The sequence below is a fragment of the Allobosea sp. P4_E12 genome (genome assembly GCF_056401655.1).
The window spans coordinates 135986-152415 of sequence record NZ_JBFUIY010000006.1 but is presented as its reverse complement, the minus strand read 5'-3'; the positions used below and the strand labels follow the sequence as shown (position 1 = coordinate 152415).

The following is a 16430-nucleotide window of genomic DNA, read 5'->3' as shown; positions in this document are numbered from 1 at the left end:
CGATATCAGGGAGGGCGTGATGACCGCGGAAGCGGTCATCACCGGCTTCCTCCAGCGGATCGAACGCCTGAACCCGGCGATCAATGCCTTCACCGACGTCACCGCCGGGAGGGCCTTGGCGCAGGCACGCGCGACCGATGCCAGCCACGCAGCCGGCGCGCCCCTCGGCCCCCTCGCCGGCGTGCCCTTCGCCGCCAAGAACCTGTTCGACATTGCCGGCCTGCCGACACGGGCCGGCTCGAAGATCAACCGCGAGCGCCCGCCCGCCTCGCGCGATGCCGTGCTGATCGAGCGCCTGACGGAAGCCGGCGCCGTGCTGCTCGGCGGCCTGAACATGGGCGAATACGCCTATGACTTCACCGGCGAGAACGCGCATGACGGCCCCTGCCGCAATCCGCATGACCTCAGCCGCATGGCCGGAGGTTCATCCTCCGGATCAGGCGCCGCGACGGCCGCGGGGCTCGCCCCGATCTCGCTCGGCTCCGACACGAACGGGTCGATCCGCGTGCCGAGTTCGCTTTGCGGCGTCTTCGGGCTCAAGCCGACCTATGGCCGGCTGCCGCGCACGCGCAGCTTTCCGTTCTGCGACTCGCTCGACCATCTCGGCCCCTTCGCCCGGGACGTGACCGACCTCGCGATGGCCTATGACCTGATGCTGGGCCATGATGCGGGAGATCCGGCCTGTGCGCGACAGGCGGCCGAGGCGACCCTGCCGACGCTGAAGCAGGGCGTCGACGGCCTGCGTATCGCGGTCGCCGGCGGCTATTTCTCGACCGATGGGATGCCCGAAGCGGAGGCTGCCGTCGCAGCCGTCGCGCAGGCGCTGGGTGCGACGCGGGCGCTCGATATCGCCGGAGCGGGCATCGCCCGGGCGGCCGCCTTCCTGATCACCAATGGCGAAAGTTCGGCCTTCCATCTCACGCGGCTGCAGCAGCGTGCCGATGATTTCGACCCGGAGACCCGCGACCGCTTCCTCGCCGGCGCGCTGCAGCCGACGGCCTGGTATCTCCAGGCGCAGCGGGCACGGCGCTGGTTCCATGACGAGATGATGCAGCTGTTTCAAACGGTCGACCTGATCATCGCACCGGCCACGCCCTGCGTCGCACCGGAAATCGGCAGCAAGACCATGGTGCTGCGGGGCGAGACGGTCGCGCTGCGGCCCAATCTCGGCCTGTTCACCCAACCGATCTCCTGCATCGGCCTGCCGGTCGCAGCCGTGCCGGTCTTCGGGGCCGGCCTGCCGATCGGCGTGCAGTTGATCGCCCCGCCCTGGCGCGAGGATCTTTGCCTGCGCGCAGCCCATGCCGTGGCGCAGGCAGGCGTCGCGACCGCCAGGCCGGCACGGCTGGATGACGCATGGCGCCCTGAAGCACGAGGATTGGAAGCTGTCTCGGAGGCTCAACCCCTGTGAAGCCAGGAACGCCCGCCCCTCAGGGGGCAGGATGCCGGGCGGATGCGCCTGTCGCGCTCCCTCAGCCCGCCAGTCCGATGATCTGCTGCAGCAGGAGCGAGGTGTCGTTTCGGCGATAGCTGACGATGATTGGGCTGGTGAATCGCTCGTCGAGATCGAGGAACTGGACATCGTCGCGGCCGAAGCGCCGGACCGAGGCCGGAACGACGCAAATCCCGACGCCCGAGGCGACCAGCCCGAGCGCAGTCTGCACGTCCCGGACCTCCATGCCGATGCGCGGCCTGACCCCGGCCTCGCGATAGAAGGACAGGACCTGATCAGCATAGCTCGGCCGGGGCGCCTTCGGATACAGGATCAGCGGTTCCGCCTCGAGATCGGCCAACTTCGGCTTCCTGCCGCTTGCCAGCAGCGCATGGGTGCCGCCGACCGCCACGCATAATCCTTCCTCGCGCAGCACCTTGCGCACCAGCATGTCGTCATCGAAGCGCAGGCGTCCGAAGCCGACATCGATGCGACCGTCCTTCAAGGCGGAGATCTGCTCCAGCGTCGTCATCTCGAGGAGCTGGACCTCGACATCCGGCACCAGGATGCGAAAATCGCGGATCAATTGCGGCAGCGTGTCGTAGAGCGTCGAGGCGACGAAGCCGACATTGAACTGCAGCACGAGACGCTTGCCGATGCGCGTCGTCATGGCGCTCATCTCCTCGACGCGCTGCAGCACCTGTTGCCCCTGCTCGAAGAGATAGCGCCCGGCCTCGGTCATCGTGATTGGCCGGCCACGATCGAGCAGGCGCACGCCAAGCTCCTCCTCCAGCTGCTGAATCTGCCGGCTCAGCGGCGGCTGGGCGATATGGAGCTTCTCGGCGGCGCGGCTGAACGAACCTTCGGCGGCGACGGTCGTGAAATAGCGCAGATGACGCAGATCCATCGCTGCCTGCTCCTCCCGCTCTCCGATCGATGCAGGGCGGCTGCATCCCGGAGACCGCCATCGCGGCGGTTGTCACATGCTCGCGGGCGACTGCCCGGCTTCCCCGCCGCATCGGCAGGGAAGCGGGCTTCCATACCGTAGGGGTATTAATTTACACCAAAACGATCCTGTCCAGCGACACCATGCCTGCCTAGCCTGACAAGCAGGGAAGAAGCGTTCGCGCAGGAGGAACACTCCGCCGCGAACCTGAGCTGGCCGTCAGAGCCGCCGGAGAGCCATGTCTGAGACCGAACCGTTGCGGCCCGCGCCAGCGCGGCTTGCGAAACGCGCGCCGGCTGCCCTGTCGGGGCGCCGCGGCCGAAGCCGGCGAGCCTGATCATGCCCTATCTCGAAACCGGACCGGGCCTGCGCCTGTTCTACACGGTCACCGGGCCGGGCTCCGCGCCGGCCCTGGTCTTCTCGAATTCGCTCGGCACCACGCATCGGATGTGGGACGCCATCGCCAGCGAGCTCTCGGCCGAATATCGCTGCGTGCGTTACGACACGCGCGGCCATGGCGGCTCGAACCACGGCCCCTCGCCCTTCGAGATCGCCGATCTTGCCGATGATCTCGCCGCCCTGCTCGATCATCTCGACCTGACGCGCGCCCATGTCGCCGGCCTCTCGCTTGGCGGGATGATCGGCCAGGCCTTTGCCGCGCGGCACCCGGCGCGTCTGGCCGGCCTGACCCTGATGGCGACGACGGCCTATATGCCGACGCGCGAGGCCTGGGAGGAGCGTGCCGGGCTGGTGCGGCGCGACGGCACGCAGGCGATCCTCGCGGCCACGATGGAGCGCTGGTTCACGCCGGGCTTCCGCGACGCCCATCGCAGCGCCACGGACGCGGTGGCTGGCGAATTCGCCGCCATCGACCGGGACGGCTACGCCGCCTGCTGCGAGGCGATCGGCCGGATGGATCTGCGCCCGCTGCTGCACCGGGTGATTGCTCCCACGACCGTGATCGCCGGCCGCGAGGATCCCGCGACGCCGCTCGCGATGGCTGAAGCCCTGCACACGGGCATCGCCGGCTCACGCCTCGTCGTGCTCTCGCCCGCAGCCCATCTGCTCGCCATCGAGCAGGCCGAGCGCGTCGCTGCCGAGCTACGGCGCGATCTTTCCCGTTCATACCCACAAAAAACACAGATCTGAGGAACGCCCATGTCCAGTCCACCCGCCGGCACACAAGACATCAAGGACATCATCGATGCAGGTTCGATGACGGGCCGCAGATGGGCCGTGGTCGCACTCTGCTTCGTCATCGCCCTGCTCGACGGCTTCGACACCCAGTCGATCGCCTTCATCGGACCCGCGATCGCGCAGGATTTCGGCATGAAGGCCGCCGACCTGACCTGGGTCATCACCGCCAGCACGATCGGCATGACGCTGGGTGCGATCGGCCTCGGCAGCTTCGGGGACCGCTATGGCCGGCGCAAGGCGATCCTGATCGCCATCTTCCTATTCGGGGTGTTCTCCCTGATGGGCGCCTACGCGACATCGCCGACGCAGATCATCGTACTGCGCTTCCTGATCGGCCTCGGCATGGGCGGGGCCACGCCCTCGCTCCTGGCGCTGGCGGGTGAATACAGCCCCGCTTCCCGGCGCGGCACGATGATCACCGGGGTGCTGCTCGGCCTGCCGGCCGGCGCCATGCTCGGCGGCCTGATCGCGGCGAGCTGGCTGCCGATCCTGGGCTGGCGCGGGATCTTCCTGGTCGGCGGCATCCTGCCGCTCGGACTGATGGTCATCACCTATTTCCTCCTGCCGGAATCGCCCGCCTATCTCGTCTCGCGCAAGCAGAATGACAGGCAGGACGAGGCCCGCCGCCTGCTCCGGCAGATGACCGGCCAGCCGATCCCCGACCAGGTCCGCCTCGTCAGCGCCGGCAAGGTCGTGCATGGCGGCTCCATCGCCGGCCTGTTCGAGCCGGGCTATCGCAGCGTCACCATCGCGATCTCCGCCATCTACCTGTTCAACTGGATCGCCTGGTTCCTGCTGCTGCTCTGGCTGCCGACCGCGCTCACAACGCTCGGCCTGGAAAAGGCCCAGGCCGCCTATGGCACCGTCGTCGTCAACGGCGCCTTCATCATCATGGCCCTGCCGCTTTCGTCCTTCCTGCCGAAGGTCGACCCGCGGAAGCTCCTGATCGGCATGTTCGCCGTCGGGATCGCGGTTGCGCTCGGGCTGGGCTTCGCGGGCGACCGCTGGCCGCTGGTCTTCTCCCTCATCGCCCTTGCCGGCTTCGGCATCGGCGGCCAGCAGCTCGTGCTGAACTACCTGATCTCGAACACCTACCCGACGCAGCTGCGCGCAACGGCCACGGGCTGGGGCATCGGCGTCGGTCGCTCGGGAGCGATCATCGGCTCCGCGATCGGCGGCACATTGCTGACCGGCGTGGGTCCGTCCGGCTACTTCATGACGCTTGCCATTCCGCTGGTGATCGCGGCGCTGGCGACGCTGACGGTTCGGCCCGCGGCCGGCGCCGCCCTCGCCTCGCCCGCGCCCGCCTCCGCCGCTCCGGCGACCCGGTGAGCCTCATGCGGCTGCATCAGGCATAGGCGAAGCCGAGAGAACAACCAGGGACGCGACCGCCGAAAGGCCGGTCGCGTCCCTCTTTTTTGTGCCTGATGCGAGGCGCAGGCGGGGCCGCCCAGCTGATCACGCCCTCGCGGGGCTCCATACCCTTCGGGTATCAAAATACACCCAATCGATCCTGTTCCCCGGGAATGGCGCGTCCTAGCCTTTGCTCCAATGAATATGGGAGCGAAACGTGTCTGAAGGTCCGCGGATTCAACAGGTCGAGACGATTCTGGTCGATCTGCCGACCATCCGTCCGCACCAGCTGGCGATGACGACGATGCATCGACAGACATTGATGATCGTTCGGCTGCATCTGTCGGACGGCCTGGTCGGGATCGGCGAAGGCACCACGATCGGCGGCCTGGCCTATGGTCCCGAGAGCCCGGAAGGCATGAAGCTCGCGATCGATACCTATCTCGCGCCGATCCTGCTCGCCAGCGATCCAGGCCGCATCGCCCGGACGATGGCGACCATCGCCCTGTCGGTCCAGGGCAATCATTTCGCCAAATGCGCCGTCGAGACGGCCCTGCTCGATGCGCTCGGCCAGCGTGTCGGCCTGCCGATCTCCGAATTGCTCGGCGGGCGCCAGCATGACCGGCTGCCCGTGGCCTGGACGCTGGCCAGCGGCGACACCGGCCGCGACATCGCGGAAGCCGAGGAGATGCTGGCGCGCCGCCGCCACAACATCTTCAAGCTCAAGATCGGCAAGGGCGATCCCGGCGCCAATGTCGCCCATGTCGCTGCGATCAAGCGCGCGCTCGGTGACCGCGCCTCGGTGCGCGTCGACATCAACCAGGCCTGGTCGGAAGCCACCGCGTCGGCGATGCTGCCGGCGCTCGCCGCCGCCGGTGTCGAGCTCATCGAACAACCCGTCGCCTTCCGCAATCTCGGCGCGCTCGCCCGGCTGGCCCGCGAGACGCCGGTCGCGATCATGGCGGACGAGGCGCTGAACGGCCCGGAAACCGCCTTCGCCATCGCTGCCCTCGCCGCCGCCGACGTGTTCGCGCTGAAGATCGAACAATCCGGCGGGCTCTTCGCCGCGGCCAAGGTGGCCGCGATCGCGGAAGCCGCCGGCATCGGACTCTATGGCGGCACGATGCTGGAAGGCGGCATCGGCACTGCGGCCTCGGCCCATCTCTTCTCGACCATCGGCAAGCTGGAATGGGGTACGGAGCTGTTCGGCCCGCTGCTGCTGACCGAGGAGATCCTTGAGACGCCGCTCGACTATGCCGATTTCGGCCTCACCGTGCCGACGGCGCCGGGACTCGGCGTGACGCTGTCCGAAGCTCAACTGAGCCGCTTCCGGCGCGACCGCACCGAGCGCTCGGTCCATGTGCTGCCACGCGCCAAGACGGGGTTCTAAAAATCATGCTGTTCCAGGTTGAAATGGATGTCCGTATCCCGCCCGACCTGCCGGTCGAGACGGCGACCGCGCTGAAGGCGAGCGAGCGCAAGCGTGCGCAGGAGCTGCAGCGGGCCGGGCTCTGGCGGCATCTCTGGCGTCATGCCGGGCGCTATGCCAACACCAGCATCTTCGATGTCGAGAGCCCGCAGGCGCTGCACGACATTCTCTCGGAGCTGCCCCTCTTCCCCTACATGGACGTGAAGGTCACGGCACTCTGCCGCCACCCGTCGTCCGTGCATGACGACGACCGCTGACAAACAACGGCTGCAGCCTGAAATGGCCGCCAATCACCAGAACACGAGGAACCGCCATGCCCATCAACCTGATCTCCGACGAGGACAAGAAGGATCTCGCCGCCCGCGCGGCCGGGATGGACAATGACAAGGGCGACCCGCGCACCAAGGCCGTCACGGCCCAGCTGCTCTACCGGATCATGCAGGTGATCGACGAGTGCGACGTCTCGATGGACGAATTCTGGGCAGCGGTCGCCTTCATCGGCAGGGCCGCGAAGAATGACGAGCTCGGCCTGCTCGTCCCCGGCATCGTGCTCGAGCATTTCCTCGACCTGCGGCTCGACGAGGCCGAACGGCTTGCCGGTCTCAAGGGCGGCACGATGCGCACCATCGAAGGGCCGCTCTATGTGCCCGGCGCGCCGCTCTCCAAGGGCGAGGCCCGCATGGATGACGGCACCGATCCCGGCGAGATCTTCATCATCGAAGGCCAGGTCACGGACGAGGACGGCAAGCCGATTGCCGGCGCGATCGTCGACCTCTGGCACGCCAATTCGAAGGGAGGATACTCCTTCATCGATGGCGAACAGGCGCCCTACAACCTGCGCCGTCGCATCGAGACGGATGAACAGGGCCGCTATCGCGCCCGCACGATCGTGCCGAACGGCTATGGTTGCCCGCCGGAAAGCGCGACGCGCCAATTGATGACCGCGCTCGGCCGGCATGCCGAGCGCCCGGCCCATGTCCATTACTTCATTTCGGCGCCGGGCCACCGCCAGCTGACGACGCAGTTCAACTTCACCGGCGACAAATACCTGTACACGGACTTCGCCTTCGGCACCCGCGACGAGCTCGTCGTCACGCTGGACCGCGTCACCGATGCAGACGCGATCCGCAATGCCGGGCTGAACCGCCCGTTCGCCCGCACGACCTTCGACATCGTGCTGACCAAGGAGCGCGAAGGCGTGCCACAGACGCAGGTCAGCCGCGCCCACGTCACCGCTGGCTGAGGCCCTCCCCCGGCGGGTTTTCGCCCGCCGGCCGCCTGACCGGAAGCGGCTCGCAACCGGAAGCGGCTTCTGGCCGTCCAGACCTTCGCCTTCACGGCGGCATTTTCCCGGAGATCGACCATGTCCCAGCCATCCACGCGCGGCCGCCGGTTCGAAGGCCGCAGCCTCGTCGTCACCGGCGCGGCGCAGGGCGTCGGCAAGCAGGTGGCGCTGGATGCGGCCGCCGAAGGGGCAAACCTGACGATCGTCGACCGCTCGGCCATCGTCCAGGAAGTCGCCCACGAGATCGCCTCGGCCTACGGGCCAGGGCGCGTCATCGCGCTGGAGGAGGATCTCGAGACCTTCGCCGGGAATGAGCGGGTGATGGCGCGCGCGCAGGAGAGTTTTGGCGCCATCGACGTGCTGGTGACCAATGTCGGCGGCGCGATCTGGATGCGGCCCTTCCAGGAATTCGACGAACGCCAGATCGCCGCGGAGATCAGCCGTTCGCTGTTTCCGACGCTGTGGGGCTGCCGCACCGTGCTGCCCTATATGCTGGAGCAGGGACGCGGCGCGATCGTCAACGTCTCCTCGATCGCGACCAAGGGCATCAACCGCATTCCCTATTCCGCGGCCAAGGGCGGCGTGAACGCGCTGACCGCCTCGCTCGCCTTCGAGCTTGCGGGCACGAATATCCGCGTCAACGCCGTGGCGTCGGGTGGCGTGGATGCGCCGCCCCGCCGGATTCCACGGGGAACCGACGTGCAGACCGAGGCCGACAAGCAGTGGATGCAGCAGGTCGTCGACCAGACGCTCAGCGCCTCGCATCTCGGCCGCTACGGACAGCTCGGCGAGATCGCAGCCGCCATCCTGTTCCTGGCCTCGGACGATGCGTCCTATATCAACGGAACCGTGCTGCCGGCCGGCGGCGGAGACCAGGGATGACAGATGCCATGACCACTCGTCCCGTCGTGGTGGCGGTCGCCATCACCGGCTCCGTGCCGCGCAAGAAGGACAATCCGAACCTGCCCGTGCTGCCGGCCGAGCAGGTCGCCTCGACCCGCGCCGCCTTCGAGGCGGGCGCCAGTCTCGTCCATATCCATGTCCGCCATGACGACGAGACGCCTTCGTCCGATCCGGAGCGTTTCGCTGAGGTGCAGGACGGCATTCGCCGGGCCTGCCCGGGCATGATCGTCCAGTTCTCGACCGGAGGCCGCGGGCGCGACCCGGCGGCGCGAGGCCTGAGCCTCGTGCATCGCCCGGACATGGCCTCGCTTTCGACCGGCTCGGTGAATTTTCCGACGATCGTCTACGAGAACCCGACGAGCCTGGTGAACGATCTCGCGGCGCGGATGCAGGAGCATCGGATCGCACCGGAGATCGAGATCTTCGACCTTTCGCATATCCATGCCGCGCGCCGCCTCATTGACGAGGGGCTGATCGGACCGCACCCGCATATCCAGTTCGTGATGGGCGTCCGGAATGCGATGCCCGCCGACGAGGTGCTGCTCGACATCCTGCTCACCGAGACCAGGCGGGTCATTCCGGGGGCGACCTGGACGGCCGCCGGCATCGGGCGCGACCAGATGCGGGTGATGGACTGGGCGCTCGCCCGCGGCGCGGACGCGGTCCGCACCGGGCTGGAGGACAATATCCGCATCAGCAAGGACCGGCTGGCGAGCGGCAATGGCGAGCTGGTCAGCCTCGCAGTCGAACTGATCGGCCGCCACGGCCGCCGACCGGCAACGCCAACCGAGGCGCGCGCCGCGCTGGGCCTCGCTGCCGATTTACACGGTGGCACGGGTGGCGCGAAGGTGGCCCCATGGACGGGGCCAAGCCGGCGTTCATCGCGTGGCCCGCCCAAAATTCAGGGCAGAGGCGCCGCCAACGCAAGCTGATCATGCCATGTAATTAATGTCGGCGCTTGGCACGTTTCAATTTCAGGCTCTATCCTCACCCTGCTGGGGTGAGGAAATGCTGGGTAAAGAAACTGAGAAGCCTGCGGAGTGTGACGGTGAGCTGCCGCCATCTGTCAAAATCGATGCACGGGTCGCCGGAAGCTTTACCTACGCTTCCTATCAGAATGCGATTCCGGTCCTGCGATCGCTTACCGTTGTAAATCCGACCGGCCGGTATTTCGAACAGTGCCGGCTGGCAATGATAGCTACGCCCGGTTTTCTTCGGCCGAAAATCTGGACACTCGATCGGCTTGTACCGGGCGATAGCATCGCGATAGGCGACCGGCGGATTGAGCTCGACGCAGGCTATCTTGCGGGGCTTGACGAGGCCGAGCGCGGGGAAATCACCTTCCGGCTGTACGCGAAGGACGAGTGCCTGGCTGAAACCCGCTTCCCCGTGCGGCTTCTGGCCCGCGACGAATGGGGCGGCGTCGATGACATGGCGCAATTGCTGCCGGCATTTGTCCTGCCCAACGACCCAGCAGTCCCGAAAATCCTACGCGCCGCGGCGCAGTCTCTGGCGGCGCACGGCTATCCTTCAGGGCTTGACGGCTACCAGTCGGGCGATCCTAGCCGCAGTCTGTTGCTGACGGCGGCTGTTTATTCTGCAATTGCCGGGTTGAGGCTGCATTACGCCGAGCCCCCAGCTAGTTTCGAACAACGCGGTCAAAAGGTTCGGCGCCCCTCTGCGATTGCCCGAGATAAGCTCGCGACCTGCCTTGACAGCTCCCTGCTATTCGCCGCCGCGCTCGAAGGTTGCGGGCTGAACTCAGCGGTGATGCTCTTCAAGGATCACGCCGCAGTCGGCGTCTGGCTAACGAAACGCACCTTTCCGAACGCCGTAGGGAGCGACCTGACGGAAGTCCGCAAGGCAATCGCGGCCCGAGAGCTTGTCGTCTTTGAAACAAGCGGGGTCACCCATCGACCCGTCGCGACTCTGGACCACGCTCGCCGGCTTATCGAGCCACGCCTCGACGAAACGCAGACCTCAGGCTTCGAGGCCGCGATCGACCTGCACAGGTCACGCAGCGGCGGCATCACGCCTCTCGCTTCACATGCTCCCGCGCTGGCCGTCGCGGATGCAGAGGATGGCGAAATCGATCTGCCAATCATGATCGATCCGGCTATGTCCGAGCTTCCGGCGGAGATCGTCGAACTCAAGCCGACCACTGCCGCCGGGCGTATCGACCGCTGGCAGAAGAAGCTGCTCGATCTGACACTGCGCAATCGGCTACTAAACTTTCCCGATTCCAAGAAGACGATCCCGTTCCTGTGTACCGACATCGCCTATCTCGAGGATAGACTTTCTGACGGTGCGGCGATGCGGCTGATCTCGCTGCCGGAGCATAATCCACTCGGCCAGCGCGATGAGACCCTCTATCGAGAAGTGCGCGGCCAGGATTTGCATCGCAGCTTTGCGGCCGATGCGCTCGCGCGTGGGGAACTGGCGTCGCCGCTCGACGCAAAGGGCCTCGACGCGCGGCTGATCGAACTCCATCGTCAGGTACGCAACGACTTTGCTGAAGGTGGCGCGAATACGCTTTTCCTCGCGGTTGGATTCCTACGCTGGAAGCGCAAGGCCAGCGATGAGCGCAATTACCGAGCACCGCTTCTGCTGCTGCCGGTGAAGCTCGAACGGCGGAGCGCGAGTTCGCAATTCACGCTGCGCTTTCACGAGGATGAGCCCCGCTTCAACGCGACACTGCTGCAGTTCCTGGAACGCGAGTTCGATCTCTCATTGCCGCAATTCGCCGGCGAGTTGCCGCAGGACGAGAACGGAATTGACGTGCCCCGTCTGCTCGCTGCGATGCGCCAAGCCGTGCGCGACGTGCCCGGCATGGAAGTGATCGACGATGCGGCGCTATCGACTTTCTCCTTCGCGAAATACTTGATGTGGAAGGATCTCGTCGAACGGACCGAAGCGCTGAGGCAGAACCGGGTCGTCAGGCACCTGATCGATACGCCCGAGCAGGCCTTTGTTGTATCCGGAGAAGGTTTTGTCGACGAACGCGAGCTCGACCGGCGCTACGCGCCCGCCGACATCGTCTCAGTGCTGCCGGCCGACTCCTCACAGATCGCAGCGAGCATGGCTGCCGCCGAGGGACGCGACTTCGTCATTATCGGGCCACCCGGTACCGGAAAGAGCCAGACGATCGCCAACATGATCGCGAACTGCCTGGCGAACGGAAAGACGGTTCTCTTCGTCGCAGAGAAGACTGCTGCGCTGAACGTCGTGCATCGTCGCTTGAAGGCGCACGGACTTGGCGACCATTGCCTGGAGCTGCATTCGAACAAGGCTGACCGCAAATCGTTCCTTGCCCAGTTGCGCACCTCTTGGGAGAAGGGTCGTGCCGCCTCGTCCTCCGAGTGGGTGACTGTCAACAATCGGCTGAAAGTGAAGCGGGACGTCCTGAACGCCTATGTCGAGGCGCTCCACCAACGCCATGCCAACGGGCTAACCGCCTATGCCGCACTCGGCGTCGCGCTGCGCGGTCGCGATCGCCATGCTCCCGAGCTGTCATGGTCGCATCGCGAGATCCACAACGACGAGGCGCGTCGCTCGCTCGGCGATCTTGCCGAAGAGCTCGGCCGTGTGTTCGCGGCCGTTGAGCGCGCGCCGGTCCTCGCCTGCGTCGATGCTGCTGAATGGTCCTCGGCTTGGCAGGAGCGCCTTTTGGCATCTGGGCGCAATCTTGCAGGAAAGGTAACCGAACTCAGAGCAGCGCTCACAGCCTTTCTGCCACGCCTCGGACTGCCAGCACGCAGCGATACCTCGGCGGCGGAGCTTGAAAGGCTATCGCTTCTGGCCTCCACATTGTGCGAGAGCGCCGGCAGCGACCAGCGGATCACGTTCGATCCTGACTTTGCACGCCTGAGGCAAGCGCTCACCGAACTCGAAGGCTCGATCACCTCCTACCGGGCGACGGAAGCCGAACTTTCGGCAACCTTCGCGGGCGACTCGGTCGTTCGGGTTCCAGTCGATGATCTGGAGCGCGACTGGCGCGAAGCCGGCGCCGCCATTTGGCCGCGCAGTTGGCTAGGACGCCGGCGGGTGAAGAAGCTTCTGCAAGGCTACGCCGCAACCGGTCAGCCGGACCCGGACAAGGACCTGCCCATCCTGCGCCGGTTGCAGGCGATCCGCTCGGCCGTCGAGACCAACGGTCTTGCCGGGAAGCCAGTAGCCTTCTCCGGCCTTGACAGCGACCTGACGGCGATCGATCGCCATCTGGCCGTCGCGACGAAGCTCCGCGATAGCCTTCTGAGACTTGGGCGCGCCGCCGACGATTTCCATTTCATCGTCCGAGCAGTCGCACCACTGCTCGTCCCAGGCGCGGACTCTGAGCCACTTCGGTCAGCTGCGGCCGCCTATCGCGACGTCTTCGCCAGCTTTTCAGCCACCAAGGCGGAGTTCGTTGCTACCGCCGGCACAGACCCATCGCGATCGGCCAGCGAGACGTCGTTGTCCGATCTCGCCGCGATCACGGATGAACTCACAAGCGCCCGCCAATTGCTGCGCGACTGGACAAGCTGGTGCCGCGTCAGGACTCAGGGTGAGAGTAAGGGGCTCGGTCCGCTGATCGCTGATCTGGAGAGCGGTTCGCTCGGGCCTCAGGAAACGCGGGCTGCCTTCGATCTAGCCTACGCACGCTGGTGGTTGCCGCAAGCGCTTGATGCGGATGCGACGCTGCGCGACTTCCGCCGATTCCAACATGAGCACGCGGTAGAAGAGTTCCGTGAGATCGACGATCTCGTCCGCGCCAAGGCAACTGCGCGCGTCGTCGGCGCTCTTTCTCACGGTTTGCCGCCGGTCCAAACCGTTCCGCGCAACTCGGAGCTCGGTCTGCTGCGCCATCAGATGGAGCTGCAGCGACCGAGCCGTTCGATCCGGGAGATGATCGGTGCGATGCCAGGTAGCTTCGCCAAGCTTGCGCCTTGCATGTTGATGTCGCCGCTATCGATCGCGCAGTATTTCCCACCGAACCAAGCTTTGTTCGATGTGGTGATCTTCGATGAAGCCTCGCAGATCACCACCTGGGACGCCGTCGGAGCTATCGCACGGGCACAGCAGACGATCATCGTCGGCGATCCCCGCCAACTTCCACCTACCAACTTCTTCGGTCGCAATGAAGACGATGAGGAGGTCGCCGAGCATGAACGGGACCTAGAAAGCATCCTCGACGAGGCCAAGGCAGCCGGCATCCCTGTCCGCGACCTCCGCTGGCATTATCGCAGCCGGAATGAGTCTCTGATCGCGTTCTCCAACGCTCACTACTACCAGAACCGTCTGATTACCTTCCCAGCGCCGGAGGTCGAGGACCGAGCCGTCAGGCTAGTGCGTGTCGACGGTGTCTACGACCGCGGCAAGAGCCGAACGAATCGCACCGAAGCCCGCTCGCTGACCGATGTCGCGATCAACCGCATGAAGGGCTGGTTGAAGTTGCCGGAATCAAGCCGGCCGACGATCGGCATCATTACCTTCAATGCGCAACAGCAGGCGCTGATCCAGGACCTACTCGACGAGGCTCGGCGCCAAGAGCCGGCGCTCGAATGGTTCTTCGCCGAGGACCGTATCGAGCCGACAATCGTCAAGAATCTTGAGAACGTGCAGGGAGACGAGCGCGACGTGATCCTGTTCTCGATCACTTTCGCGAAGGACGCAGCCGGCAAGCGAACGATGGATTTCGGAGCGCTCAATCGGGACGGCGGCGAACGGCGCCTCAACGTGGCAGTGACGCGAGCACGACAGGAGCTCGTCGTGTTCTCCGGCTTCTGCGCCGACGATGTCGACACTGGCCGCACTAAGGCGATCGGCGTCCAGCATCTCAAGACGTTCCTCGACTTCGCTGAGCGCGGCGCGATCGCACTACCGGCCCAGGACGAAGGATCGGTCGGTGCGCTGGAGTCTCCTTTCGAGGAAGCAGTCGCAGCGGAGCTTACCCGCCTCGGCTGGCAGGTGGTGCCACAGGTCGGCATCTCGGGATTTCGGATAGACATTGGCGTGAAGCATCCAGACCGCGCGGGCGCCTTTCTCGCGGGCGTCGAATGCGACGGCGCAACCTATCACAGTTCGGCGACGGCTCGCGATCGGGACAAGGTGCGGGAACAGGTTCTTCGCGGGCTCGGTTGGAGCATTATCCGCGTCTGGTCGACAGACTGATGGTTTGATGCAGGAGGAGCCATCACAAGGCTTCACGAGGCTTTAGCCGCGCTGCTAGCGGAGGGCCGCGCGAAGGAAGCCGATCAAACACAAGCTCAGACCGTTCATTGGGATCTTGGCGAAGAGGTTGATTCTACTCAATCGGCAACCGAAATGATCGAATCTAGCGAAGCATTCGAAGAAGAAGCGACGTCGCCAATGGCTCAGGCTGCCCCAATTTCTGCCGCGAAACATGCAACCGACATCATGGCGGTGACACCGCCTCAACCCGTCGGACTGGGCGTGAGTCGCGCGGCGCTCGGCGCACCGCAGCAAGAGAACGGGCCGCGCTATCGCCTGACGGACCTTTCGCGTTTCCGAGCCGAACCGGATCTGTTTCACGAGTTCGGCTACCGCACCACTCTCCGCAGCATGGTGGATGCTGTGATGGAAGCTGAAGCGCCGCTGCGCGAGGAAGTGTTGGCGCAGCGCATCGCTCGCGCTCATGGCTGGCTCAGGACTGGCAGCAAGATCCGGGAGCGCATCCAACTGCACTTGCGCGATCTTGAGCGCACGAGGGAATCCAGTGGCGAATTTCTATGGAAACCGGGCACGATCGCGCCGATCCATCCTTATCGCACGCCGGTGGACGTCGAAGCGCGGCGGAGCATCGCGGATATTCCCCTGGCTGAACTTGCCAGTATTATCGTCACCGAGCCTGCCCTTTTGGAAGAAAACGACCCCGCGCTGGCGTTGGCGCGCCTGTTGGGCGTCGAGCGGCTGGCGGCGACGTCGCGAGCGCGACTGGACGAGGCCTTCCAGCATGCTTCCGCCCAGCTTGCGCCAACCGAAGCGAATGCCCGATAGACGCGTCTCGTTTCTCTCGGGCACCCTCTCGTGAAGTTCGGGGCTGCCGCAGCCCAGCAAACCATCCCGCCGACGGCCATCGCTTGTCGGCGACAAACGCCTAGGGTCCATCACAGAACCGATGACATCCCGCCATCGACATAGATGATCTGGCCGTTGACGTAGTCCGATGCCGATGAGGCCAGAAACACGGCGGCCCCGACAAGCTCCTCCGGCCTGCCCCAGCGCCTGGCCGGCGTGCGGCCCTTGACCCAGGCGTCGAAGCTCGGGTTCTCGATCAGGGCCTGGTTCATGTCGGTGATCATGTAGCCCGGGCCGATCGCATTGGCCTGGATGCCATGCTCGGCCCATTCCGCCGCCATGGCCCGCGTCAGCATCTTGATGCCGCCCTTGGCAACCGTATAGGGCGCGACCGTCGCGCGGGCGAGTTCGCTCGTCAGCGATCCGATATTGACGACCTTGCCATGGCCGCGCGCGATCATGCGCTTGGCCGCCTCGCGCCCGATCATGAAGGCCGAGGTCAGGTTGGTGTCGATGACGCGCTGCCAGTCCGCCGTGGCGAGCTCGACCATCGGCTTGCGGAACTGGATGCCGGCATTGTTGACGAGGATATCGACCGCAATACCTGCGGCATCGAAGCCCTCGAAGGTCCGCAGGATCTCAGGCTCATTGGTCACGTCGAATGGCGCCGCGTCCACCTGGTAGCCCGCCGCCTGGAATTCTGCGACGGCCTGTGCGACGCGCTCGGGGTCGGTGCCGTTGATCAGGATGCGGGCGCCTGCGACGGCCAGTCCTTCAGCCATGGCCCGGCCCAACCCGCGCGAAGAGCCGGTGACGAGCGCCGTCTTGCCGGTGAGGTCGAAGAGAGGGTTGGTCATGGGTGCACCGT

The 16430-nt window shown here is 65.7% G+C and carries 12 protein-coding genes; 10 read left to right on the top strand and 2 right to left on the bottom strand.

The genetic code is table 11. The features are described from left to right. Positions 1 to 19: 19 nt before the first annotated feature. Entirely contained in the window at positions 20 to 1411 is a 1392-nt protein-coding gene (locus tag AC1DW9_RS09630; protein WP_476775865.1) for an AtzE family amidohydrolase, read from the top strand. A gap of 61 nt (positions 1412 to 1472) precedes the next feature. On the opposite strand, the gene AC1DW9_RS09625 is transcribed toward AC1DW9_RS09630, so the two are convergent. Beyond that, on the bottom strand, positions 1473 to 2339 hold the full coding sequence (locus AC1DW9_RS09625; protein ID WP_476775813.1) for a LysR family transcriptional regulator: 867 nt from the start codon (positions 2337 to 2339) through the stop codon (positions 1473 to 1475). A 378-nt stretch (positions 2340 to 2717) separates the two neighbouring features. Between AC1DW9_RS09625 and pcaD the strand changes: the two genes are divergently transcribed. The 9 genes from pcaD to AC1DW9_RS09580 all read left to right on the top strand — a co-directional run bounded on the left by pcaD (position 2718) and on the right by AC1DW9_RS09580 (position 15541). After that, positions 2718 to 3527, top strand: a complete 810-nt coding sequence (gene pcaD, locus AC1DW9_RS09620) for a 3-oxoadipate enol-lactonase (protein ID WP_476775812.1) — start codon at positions 2718 to 2720, stop codon at positions 3525 to 3527. Between the two features lie 9 nt (positions 3528 to 3536). After that, entirely contained in the window at positions 3537 to 4907 is a 1371-nt protein-coding gene (locus AC1DW9_RS09615; RefSeq protein WP_476775811.1) for an MFS transporter, read from the top strand. Between the two features lie 238 nt (positions 4908 to 5145). Next, positions 5146 to 6318: a muconate/chloromuconate family cycloisomerase gene (locus AC1DW9_RS09610; protein WP_476775810.1), complete on the top strand. Its 1173-nt coding sequence runs from the start codon at positions 5146 to 5148 to the stop codon at positions 6316 to 6318. A 5-nt stretch (positions 6319 to 6323) separates the two neighbouring features. Continuing rightward, the gene (gene catC, locus AC1DW9_RS09605) at positions 6324 to 6614 is read left to right on the top strand and encodes a muconolactone Delta-isomerase (RefSeq protein ID WP_043230486.1); all 291 of its coding nucleotides are present in this window, start codon (positions 6324 to 6326) and stop codon (positions 6612 to 6614) included. 56 nt (positions 6615 to 6670) lie between these two features. After that, on the top strand, positions 6671 to 7600 hold the full coding sequence (locus AC1DW9_RS09600) for a dioxygenase family protein (protein WP_476775809.1): 930 nt from the start codon (positions 6671 to 6673) through the stop codon (positions 7598 to 7600). Positions 7601 to 7720: 120 nt separating this feature from the next. After that, positions 7721 to 8524, top strand: a complete 804-nt coding sequence (gene benD / locus AC1DW9_RS09595) for a benzoate diol dehydrogenase BenD (RefSeq protein WP_476775808.1) — start codon at positions 7721 to 7723, stop codon at positions 8522 to 8524. An 8-nt stretch (positions 8525 to 8532) separates the two neighbouring features. Continuing rightward, on the top strand, positions 8533 to 9477 hold the full coding sequence (locus AC1DW9_RS09590) for a 3-oxoadipate:acetyl-CoA acetyltransferase (RefSeq protein WP_476775807.1): 945 nt from the start codon (positions 8533 to 8535) through the stop codon (positions 9475 to 9477). A 16-nt stretch (positions 9478 to 9493) separates the two neighbouring features. Next, positions 9494 to 14695, top strand: a complete 5202-nt coding sequence (locus tag AC1DW9_RS09585) for a DUF4011 domain-containing protein (RefSeq protein WP_476855076.1) — start codon at positions 9494 to 9496, stop codon at positions 14693 to 14695. A 153-nt stretch (positions 14696 to 14848) separates the two neighbouring features. Continuing rightward, positions 14849 to 15541 (top strand): DUF3320 domain-containing protein, encoded by a 693-nt coding sequence (locus AC1DW9_RS09580; protein WP_476775805.1) that lies wholly within the window; start codon positions 14849 to 14851, stop codon positions 15539 to 15541. Positions 15542 to 15651: 110 nt separating this feature from the next. Here the strand turns inward: AC1DW9_RS09580 and AC1DW9_RS09575 are convergent, their stop codons facing one another. Further along, positions 15652 to 16419: an SDR family oxidoreductase gene (locus tag AC1DW9_RS09575; RefSeq protein WP_476775804.1), complete on the bottom strand. Its 768-nt coding sequence runs from the start codon at positions 16417 to 16419 to the stop codon at positions 15652 to 15654. Between the last annotated feature and the right edge of the window lie 11 nt (positions 16420 to 16430).

What these genes read in the sequence shown, in the direction of transcription:
- AC1DW9_RS09630 (WP_476775865.1), top strand. Translation starts at nt 20, where the DNA reads ATGACCGCGGAAGCGGTCATCACCGGCTTCCTCCAGCGGATCGAACGC.
- AC1DW9_RS09625 (WP_476775813.1), bottom strand. Translation starts at nt 2,339, where the DNA reads ATGGATCTGCGTCATCTGCGCTATTTCACGACCGTCGCCGCCGAAGGT.
- pcaD (WP_476775812.1), top strand. Translation starts at nt 2,718, where the DNA reads ATGCCCTATCTCGAAACCGGACCGGGCCTGCGCCTGTTCTACACGGTC.
- AC1DW9_RS09615 (WP_476775811.1), top strand. Translation starts at nt 3,537, where the DNA reads ATGTCCAGTCCACCCGCCGGCACACAAGACATCAAGGACATCATCGAT.
- catC (WP_043230486.1), top strand. Translation starts at nt 6,324, where the DNA reads ATGCTGTTCCAGGTTGAAATGGATGTCCGTATCCCGCCCGACCTGCCG.
- AC1DW9_RS09600 (WP_476775809.1), top strand. Translation starts at nt 6,671, where the DNA reads ATGCCCATCAACCTGATCTCCGACGAGGACAAGAAGGATCTCGCCGCC.
- benD (WP_476775808.1), top strand. Translation starts at nt 7,721, where the DNA reads ATGTCCCAGCCATCCACGCGCGGCCGCCGGTTCGAAGGCCGCAGCCTC.
- AC1DW9_RS09590 (WP_476775807.1), top strand. Translation starts at nt 8,533, where the DNA reads ATGACCACTCGTCCCGTCGTGGTGGCGGTCGCCATCACCGGCTCCGTG.
- AC1DW9_RS09585 (WP_476855076.1), top strand. Translation starts at nt 9,494, where the DNA reads ATGTCGGCGCTTGGCACGTTTCAATTTCAGGCTCTATCCTCACCCTGC.
- AC1DW9_RS09580 (WP_476775805.1), top strand. Translation starts at nt 14,849, where the DNA reads ATGATCGAATCTAGCGAAGCATTCGAAGAAGAAGCGACGTCGCCAATG.
- AC1DW9_RS09575 (WP_476775804.1), bottom strand. Translation starts at nt 16,419, where the DNA reads ATGACCAACCCTCTCTTCGACCTCACCGGCAAGACGGCGCTCGTCACC.